The organism is Cryobacterium sp. N21, from assembly GCF_002929575.1.
GTDB classification, from domain to species: Bacteria; Actinomycetota; Actinomycetes; order Actinomycetales; family Microbacteriaceae; genus Cryobacterium; species Cryobacterium flavum.
On sequence record NZ_PJJQ01000029.1, the window covers coordinates 166,617 to 173,462 of the forward strand.

Genomic DNA, 6,846 nt, shown 5'->3' on the forward strand with positions numbered 1-6,846 from the left:
CTGATCGCCCGGCGCGAGATCTCAAGCGGCGAGATCTCTCGCCAGGCTAGCTAGAGTGAGAAAATGCTCACCCGCCTGATTCATATCTCCCGTCCGGTGCTCTGGGTGAACACAATCGGCACCACCGTCATCGCCATGTGGCTGATGGGAGACCTGTGGCGCTGGGATGTGTTTCCTCTACTCCTCTGGGTGACCCTGCCCTTCAACCTGCTGATCTACGGTGTGAACGACATCTTCGACCAGGCAACGGATGCCCAGAACACCCGAAAGGGTGGTCTTGAGGGGGCACGCATCCTTGGCTCCGAAGTACGCCCCATCGTTATCGGGGTACTGCTGACCAACGTGCCCTTCGTGGCTTACTTCCTGCTCACGCTGCCGCCAGCCGCGCTTGCCTGGATTACGGCCTATGCCCTCATCTTCGTCTTCTACTCCGCGCCGCCGTTGCGCTTCAAGGCCCGGCGGTACGTGGATTCGCTCAGTAACGCTGCCTATGCCTTCCCGCTGGTGTTCGTGTCGCTTGCGGTCGGTGAGCGGCCGATCTGGTCGGCGGCGATCGGGCTGATGGCCTGGAGTGTCGCCAAACACACCTATGACGCGGTCCAGGATATCGATGAGGATCGCGCGGCGCGTATCCGCACCACTGCGGTCCATCTCGGCGCGCGCGGCGCAACGGTGTGGAGCGCCATCTGGTGGGCCCTGTCCACCGTAGGTTTCGCCCTTATTAGCTGGCCGGTAGCGCTGGTCAACCTGCTCATCGCCGGCTGGCTCGTGATGTCGTTGGGGCGCGACCCGATACCCGCGACGGCCCGCCGGCTCTATCGGTACTCGATCGTGTTCCCTTACGTCGCCGGTTCCGTCGCCGGCGCCCAGGTCGTGGCCGCCATTCTGTTAGGAACATACCCATGAAGCGATCCGGCACGGCAACGACTCCCCTGCGCATCGTCGTGCTCGGCGCCGGCATCGGCGGGCTGACCGCCGCCGCGCTGCTGGCCCGCGCCGGGCATGCGGTGACCGTGCTGGAGGGATCCGACTGGATCGGGGGCAAGAGCAGGCGCCTCGAGATCGACGGGCAGCGGGTGGATACCGGGCCCGCGCTAGTCACTTTCCCGCCGGTCTGGGAAGAATTACTCGCTCGTTACGACGCCCTCGGCGCCCGCCGGCCCGCTCCCGCCGAGGCTGCGGCGGTCGCCGCGCTGACCCTGAAGAGACTGCCCGAAGTCGGTCGGTATTTCTTTGCGGGGGACAGCGTCACCCTGCCGGTTCCGCACGGGCATCCGTGGCATGCGGCCTGGACCCGGTTCGAACGTGAACACGGTGGGCTGGGCCCCGAAGTCACGAGCATGCTCACAACCGACCCAGCCAGCCCCGCTTCGCTGCCGGCCGTGCGCCGGGTCTTCCGTCTCTACGGCAGACGGCTGACCACACGGGGCTTTCTCGATGGCTTGACCTGGATGCCCGACGGCCTGCGGGAAATCATCGCCATACACACCCTCAACGCGGGTGTCTCGCCCCGACGGACCCTCGCGCTGTATGCGAGCATGCCAGCAATTATGGCCACGGACGGCGTCTGGGTGCCCGAGGGAGGCGTGAACGAGTTGCCGATGGCGCTCTACCGGCTCGCCGTGCACGCCGGCGCGAATCTGCACCTGGGTGAGCCCGTCAAATCAGTCAAACAGGGGAGTGTGACCACCACGTCGGCGACCTACCAAGCTGATGTGATCGTGAGCGGTCTCGACAGCGGCGTTCTCGACGAGCTCCTGGGCGCACCGCGCGCACGGCAGCGGCCACTGTCCTGCTCCGGAGTGGCCATCTACGCGTCCCTGGATACGCCGTTGCCCCGTGGAACGGCTACACACTCGGTGATACTGCCCGACGACCCGGCCGCCCTCCACCGCAGTCTGGACACGGTCGTTGCGCCGGACCAGACCATGGCATTCCTGAACTACTACCGGCCACACGAAATCTATCCCAACGATCGAGCGACGGTGGCCGTTCTCCTCACGGCGCCTGCCGATGGCCGACACTACGATCTCGACACTCCCTGGGTCGCCCACGAGATCGACCGGGTCAGCGCGGCCGTGGGATTGAGCCGGCCCATCACCGAGCTGTTCCGCGATCATGTCGTGCTCGACCCGCACTACTTCGCAGGCTGGGGCTCCGCGGGAGGTGCGCTGTACGGCGCGACCAACCCACTCTGGCAGAGCGGCCCGTTCCACCGGCCGGGCTACACCAGCCTGGCGCGCCCGTGGCTGTGGCGGGTGGGCGCGTCGGTACACCCCGGCGGCGGGATCCCGGCCGTGCTCGGAGGAGCCATGACCGCGATGCAGAAGCTGATCGGGCGACTGGACGGTCGCTGACCAGTCGACGGTCGCAATCCCGTCCGCCGCGATAGTGTGGCAAGCTGGCACTGGAACAGGGATCGCGCTTCTGCGCGAACTCGTCTCAGCTTTACAGTGGCCGGTCCGTGATCTAGACTGGTACAGGTAGTTGAATTCTGCCATGCTTTTTTGCGCCTTTTTCCGAGTGTTCACGCTCGGTCGAAAGTGGCTTCTGCGTGGCGGGTTTGCTTCCATAGGGTGGTGGCTCAATTGGTAGAGCAGCGGTCTCCAAAACCGCAGGTTGCAGGTTCGAGTCCTGTCCGCCCTGCACATCGGTAGAAGTCTGCCGACCATGAGAGGTGTAACAGGTGGCCCGAAAAGTTGTCGACGAACCTAGTGAGGAAGTCGTCGCGAACGCACGAATTGCCCGCGAGTCCAATCGCGGTCCTTTCGCTCGGTTGTCCCTGTTCATCAAGCAGGTTTTCGCGGAACTGCGCAAGGTCGTCACGCCGACTCGTAAAGAGCTGCTGAGCTACACCGGCGTCGTGCTGGTCTTCGTGATCATCATGATGGGCATCGTCTCGGCCATGGACTGGGTCTTCGGCCTCGCGGTTCTCTATGTGTTCGGCACGCCGGGCTAATCCGCAGCGAAGGCATCCGCTCCGGCGGAACGCCCACACCACCGGCACGCAACGTGCCCAGACAACTTGCACACGTACAAAAATTAGGGATTGAGATTTAGTGACTGAGACGAAGCACGACGATGTCGACTGGGCCACTGCCGCCGAGCAGTCCTCCGAGGAAGACGAGGCGCAGGAAGGCAACACCCTCGCCGCCGACGAGACTTCCGCAGAGGCGGCCGAGCAGGTCGCTCTGCACGTCATCGACGAGAACGACGACGTGGAGGTCAACCTCGACGCTGCACTCGACGCCCTCGCCGAGTCATCCGATCCCGAAGCCGACGCCATCGTCGACGACGCACTCGACATCGATTCGGCGCAAGAAGCCGACGCGTCCGTCGAAGCCGTCGAAGACGAAGACGAGGTCGTCACCGCCGAAACTGCAGGCGAGACCGAGCCTTCCGATGAAGAGGTCGACCCGTACGAGGCGTTCCGCAAGGAACTGCGCTTTCTGCCAGGCAAGTGGTACGTCATTCACTCCTACGCCGGTTTCGAGCGTCGGGTGAAGTCGAACATTGAGAACCGCAAGCAGTCCATGGCGATGGAAGACTTCATCTACCAGTGCGAAGTTCCGATGGAAGATGTCGTCGAGATCAAAAACGGCCAGCGCAAGATGGTCACCCGCGTGCGCATTCCCGGATACGTGCTCGTTCGTATGGACCTCGACGAGGACAGCTGGTCGGTTGTTCGCCACACCCCGGGCGTCACCGGCTTCGTTGGCAACGCCCACAACCCCACCCCGCTGCGTTTCGAAGAAGCCTTCGGCATGCTCAAGGGACTCGTCGAGATCGTCGAAGCCCCGACCAAGGCTGGCGGTGCCCCCGGAAAGTCGGCGCAGCGCGTCATCGCTGCCGAGGTCGACTACGAGATCGGCGAGACCATCACGATCAAGGAAGGCTCGTTCGCGGGCCTGCCCGGTTCGATCAGCGAGATCAAGCCGGAGAGCGGCAAGCTCATCGTGCTCGTCTCGCTCTTCGAGCGTGAGACTCCGGTTGAGCTCAGCTTCGATCAGGTCACCAAGCTCTAACCAGCACAGCGGATGCCCGACCAAGGCAATCCACGCTGGTTCCCCCAAACCACCGGGGCCCATCCGGGCCACCGGGAGAGCAGCCCCCGGGCTGCTCGCACATCAATACGAAGGACAACACAATGGCACCGAAGAAGAAGGTTACAGGTCTGATCAAACTTCAGATCAAGGCCGGCGCAGCCAACCCCGCACCGCCCATCGGGCCGGCACTGGGTCAGCACGGCGTTAACATCATGGAATTCTGCAAGGCCTACAACGCAGCGACCGAAGCCCAGCGCGGCAACGTCATCCCCGTTGAGATCACCGTCTACGACGACCGTTCGTTCACGTTCATCCTGAAGACCCCGCCCGCAGCGGAGCTCATCAAGAAGGCCGCCGGCGTCGCCAAGGGCAGCGGAACCCCGCACACCGTCAAGGTCGCCAACCTCACCCAGGCCCAGGTCCGCGAGATCGCCGAAGCGAAGATGGTTGACCTCAACGCCAACGACATCGACGCCGCCGCGAAGATCATCGCCGGAACCGCCCGCTCTATGGGCATCACGGTCAGCGCCTAAGCACCCCCCCGCATCGGCGCCCCACGGCGCCGGAAGCACCCTCAGCATTTAGTGGAAGAGCCTGCCAGGTTCGCACCACACTCTGAAGCACATACAGGAGATTCAACATGGCAACCAAGTCAAAGGCGTACCGCGCCTCCGCCGCCAAAATCGGCGAAGACAACGTCTTCACCCCGGCCGAGGCCGTAGCCCTCGCCAAGGAGACCGGCTCCGCGAAGTTCAACTCTACGGTTGAGGTCGCCCTCCGCCTCGGAGTCGACCCCCGCAAGGCCGACCAGATGGTTCGTGGAACCGTCATCCTCCCGCACGGCACCGGCCGCACCGCCCGCGTCATCGTCTTCGCAACCGGCCCCGCCGCCGAAGCCGCTATCGCAGCCGGCGCCGACGAGGTCGGTGGCGACGAGCTCATCGAGAAGGTAGCCGCTGGTTACACCTCCTTCGACTCCGCCGTCTCGACCCCCGAGCTCATGGGTAAGGTCGGCCGTCTCGGTAAGGTGCTCGGCCCGCGTGGCCTCATGCCCAACCCGAAGACCGGAACCGTGACGCCCGACGTCGCCAAGGCCGTGTCCGACATCAAGGGCGGAAAGATCGAATTCCGCGTCGACAAGCACTCCAACGTGCACTTCGTCGTCGGCAAGGCGTCCTTCTCGGCCGATCAGCTGAACGAGAACATCTCCGCTGCGCTCGAGGAGATCAACCGCCTCAAGCCGAGCTCGTCCAAGGGCCGCTACATCACGAAGGGTGTCGTCTCGACCACGTTCGGTCCTGGCATCCAGCTCGACGTCAACAGCATCTAAGCAACAGCTTCACCAAGCAGGGCCCGTCCTCGGACGGGCCCTGCTTGCATTAAGCGGATGCCCGCGCCTGCGCCGAGTCCCTGTGGATGGGTGCATCGGGCGCACGCATCCGCTGGGTGATCACCAGCTCGAGCGGGGTCTAGTGGTCGGGGTGCGCCCGCAGGAGCGTTGCGACTTCAATGGCGTCTCCCTCTGGTGCCAGCGATTTGCGGTCGGGCCGAGCCACCAGCAGGTAGATGAGGCCGCTCCCCATGACGACAAACAGACCGATGAGCACGATGTAGTCGCTGAAGAACTCACCGCTTGCGCCCGGCACCGCGAGCAGCACCATGGCAAAGATGCCGTAGGCGAGGGCGAGCACGTTGACCACGAAACCGGCCCGGCCCAGGCTGAACGGACCGGCCGGCTTCCAGCCCTTGATGCGCTGGCGCAACGCAGCGAGCACCACGGATTGGAATGCCACGTAGATGCCGATGACGGCGAACGAGGTGAACTGGGTCAGGACCTGGTCGCTGCCAACGTAGATGATCAGGCACAGCACCACCGGAATCGAGCACGCCACAATCAACGCATTGGTCGGCACCGCGGTGCGCGGCGACACTTTGGCCAGCCATTTCGCCGCACGCCTCAAAACCGTAGAAGAGGAATAGTCCGGTCAGTGCCGCGCCGAGAAATACCGTGGCGTAACTGCCGTTGCCCTGCACGCCCATGGAGTCGAAGAACACGCTGAATTCCTGGTGGCGCTGAAAGATGAGCAGATACAGCCCCACGGCGACGACGCCGATGAGTTCAGCAGCGAGCCCGATCCGGGCCACGCGGGCCAGTGTCTTCGTGCCGGAAAAGTTCAGGCCGAATGCCACGACCAGGAAAGCGATCGAGAGGCCGAGGGTGACTTCCTTGGTCGCCGGGGCATTGATCAGGCTGGCCAGAAACCCGGTGCCGAATTCGGCGACGGCCGTGATGGTCACGAGCATCGCCCAGATGTAGACCCAGGCCGCCATCCAGGCGTAGCGCTTGCCCCAGAGGCGTCGCGTCCAGGGGTAGATACCGCCCGCGATCGGATACTGCGAGACGACCTCGCCGAACACCAGCGCCACGAGCAGCTGCCCGGTGCCCACGATGAAGAGCCAGAACAGCGAAGGCGGGCCACCCGTGCTCATGGCCAGCGCGAACAGCGAGTAGACACCCACGAGCGGTGACAGGTAGGTGAATCCGAGCGCAAAATTCGCCCACAACGACATGGACCGGTGGAACGAATCGTCGTACCCGAGCACCTTCAGGTGGTCGCCGTCGCCGATGCCCTTCTTGAGGAAGCCTCGACGGACATGATGCCCTTTCAATCCAGCCGAAACGCCCCCCACCCGGCGGTACACGTCAATGTGTGAGCCTTGACATAACGGATGCCTGCCCCCAAAGCTATAGAACCGGATGATTGATTTTCGGCAGGCAGGCAGGCAGGCAGGCAGGCAG

Annotated in this window: 8 protein-coding genes and 1 tRNA gene; 7 read left to right on the forward strand and 2 right to left on the reverse strand. The window is 64.0% G+C overall.

Annotation, left to right across the window (positions count from 1 at the left end):
- Positions 1-63: 63 nt before the first annotated feature.
- The 7 genes from CXY77_RS05880 to rplA all read left to right on the forward strand — a co-directional run bounded on the left by CXY77_RS05880 (position 64) and on the right by rplA (position 5,376).
- Positions 64-906, forward strand: coding sequence for a UbiA family prenyltransferase (locus tag CXY77_RS05880; protein ID WP_104129802.1), 843 nt, complete (start codon positions 64-66; stop codon positions 904-906).
- Entirely contained in the window at positions 903-2,357 is a 1,455-nt protein-coding gene (locus CXY77_RS05885) for an NAD(P)/FAD-dependent oxidoreductase (RefSeq protein WP_092340431.1), read from the forward strand. The genes CXY77_RS05880 and CXY77_RS05885 overlap by 4 nt, the downstream gene beginning before the upstream one ends.
- 216 nt (positions 2,358-2,573) lie before the next feature.
- Positions 2,574-2,646, forward strand: a tRNA-Trp gene (locus CXY77_RS05890).
- Between the two features lie 40 nt (positions 2,647-2,686).
- The gene (gene secE, locus CXY77_RS05895) at positions 2,687-2,959 is read left to right on the forward strand and encodes a preprotein translocase subunit SecE (protein ID WP_092340430.1); all 273 of its coding nucleotides are present in this window, start codon (positions 2,687-2,689) and stop codon (positions 2,957-2,959) included.
- Positions 2,960-3,059: 100 nt separating this feature from the next.
- The gene (gene nusG / locus CXY77_RS05900; protein ID WP_104129803.1) at positions 3,060-4,025 is read left to right on the forward strand and encodes a transcription termination/antitermination protein NusG; all 966 of its coding nucleotides are present in this window, start codon (positions 3,060-3,062) and stop codon (positions 4,023-4,025) included.
- A gap of 122 nt (positions 4,026-4,147) precedes the next feature.
- Entirely contained in the window at positions 4,148-4,579 is a 432-nt protein-coding gene (rplK, locus tag CXY77_RS05905; RefSeq protein ID WP_092106326.1) for a 50S ribosomal protein L11, read from the forward strand.
- A 107-nt stretch (positions 4,580-4,686) separates the two neighbouring features.
- Positions 4,687-5,376, forward strand: a complete 690-nt coding sequence (rplA, locus tag CXY77_RS05910) for a 50S ribosomal protein L1 (RefSeq protein WP_092106323.1) — start codon at positions 4,687-4,689, stop codon at positions 5,374-5,376.
- A gap of 139 nt (positions 5,377-5,515) precedes the next feature.
- Here the strand turns inward: rplA and CXY77_RS21040 are convergent, their stop codons facing one another.
- Together CXY77_RS21040 and CXY77_RS21045 are read right to left on the reverse strand one after the other, a co-directional pair.
- Positions 5,516-5,737 carry a hypothetical protein gene (locus tag CXY77_RS21040; RefSeq protein ID WP_338069431.1) on the reverse strand — a complete coding sequence of 74 codons (222 nt, stop codon included), beginning with the start codon at positions 5,735-5,737 and terminating at the stop codon, positions 5,516-5,518.
- Positions 5,673-6,749 (reverse strand): APC family permease, encoded by a 1,077-nt coding sequence (locus CXY77_RS21045; protein ID WP_369831290.1) that lies wholly within the window; start codon positions 6,747-6,749, stop codon positions 5,673-5,675. Before CXY77_RS21045 ends, CXY77_RS21040 begins: the two co-directional genes overlap by 65 nt.
- Between the last annotated feature and the right edge of the window lie 97 nt (positions 6,750-6,846).

Bases quoted from the DNA above. Each gene is read 5' to 3' on its own strand.
- CXY77_RS05880 (WP_104129802.1), top strand. From the start codon at position 64: ATGCTCACCCGCCTGATTCATATCTCCCGTCCGGTGCTCTGGGTGAAC.
- CXY77_RS05885 (WP_092340431.1), top strand. From the start codon at position 903: ATGAAGCGATCCGGCACGGCAACGACTCCCCTGCGCATCGTCGTGCTC.
- rplK (WP_092106326.1), top strand. From the start codon at position 4,148: ATGGCACCGAAGAAGAAGGTTACAGGTCTGATCAAACTTCAGATCAAG.
- rplA (WP_092106323.1), top strand. From the start codon at position 4,687: ATGGCAACCAAGTCAAAGGCGTACCGCGCCTCCGCCGCCAAAATCGGC.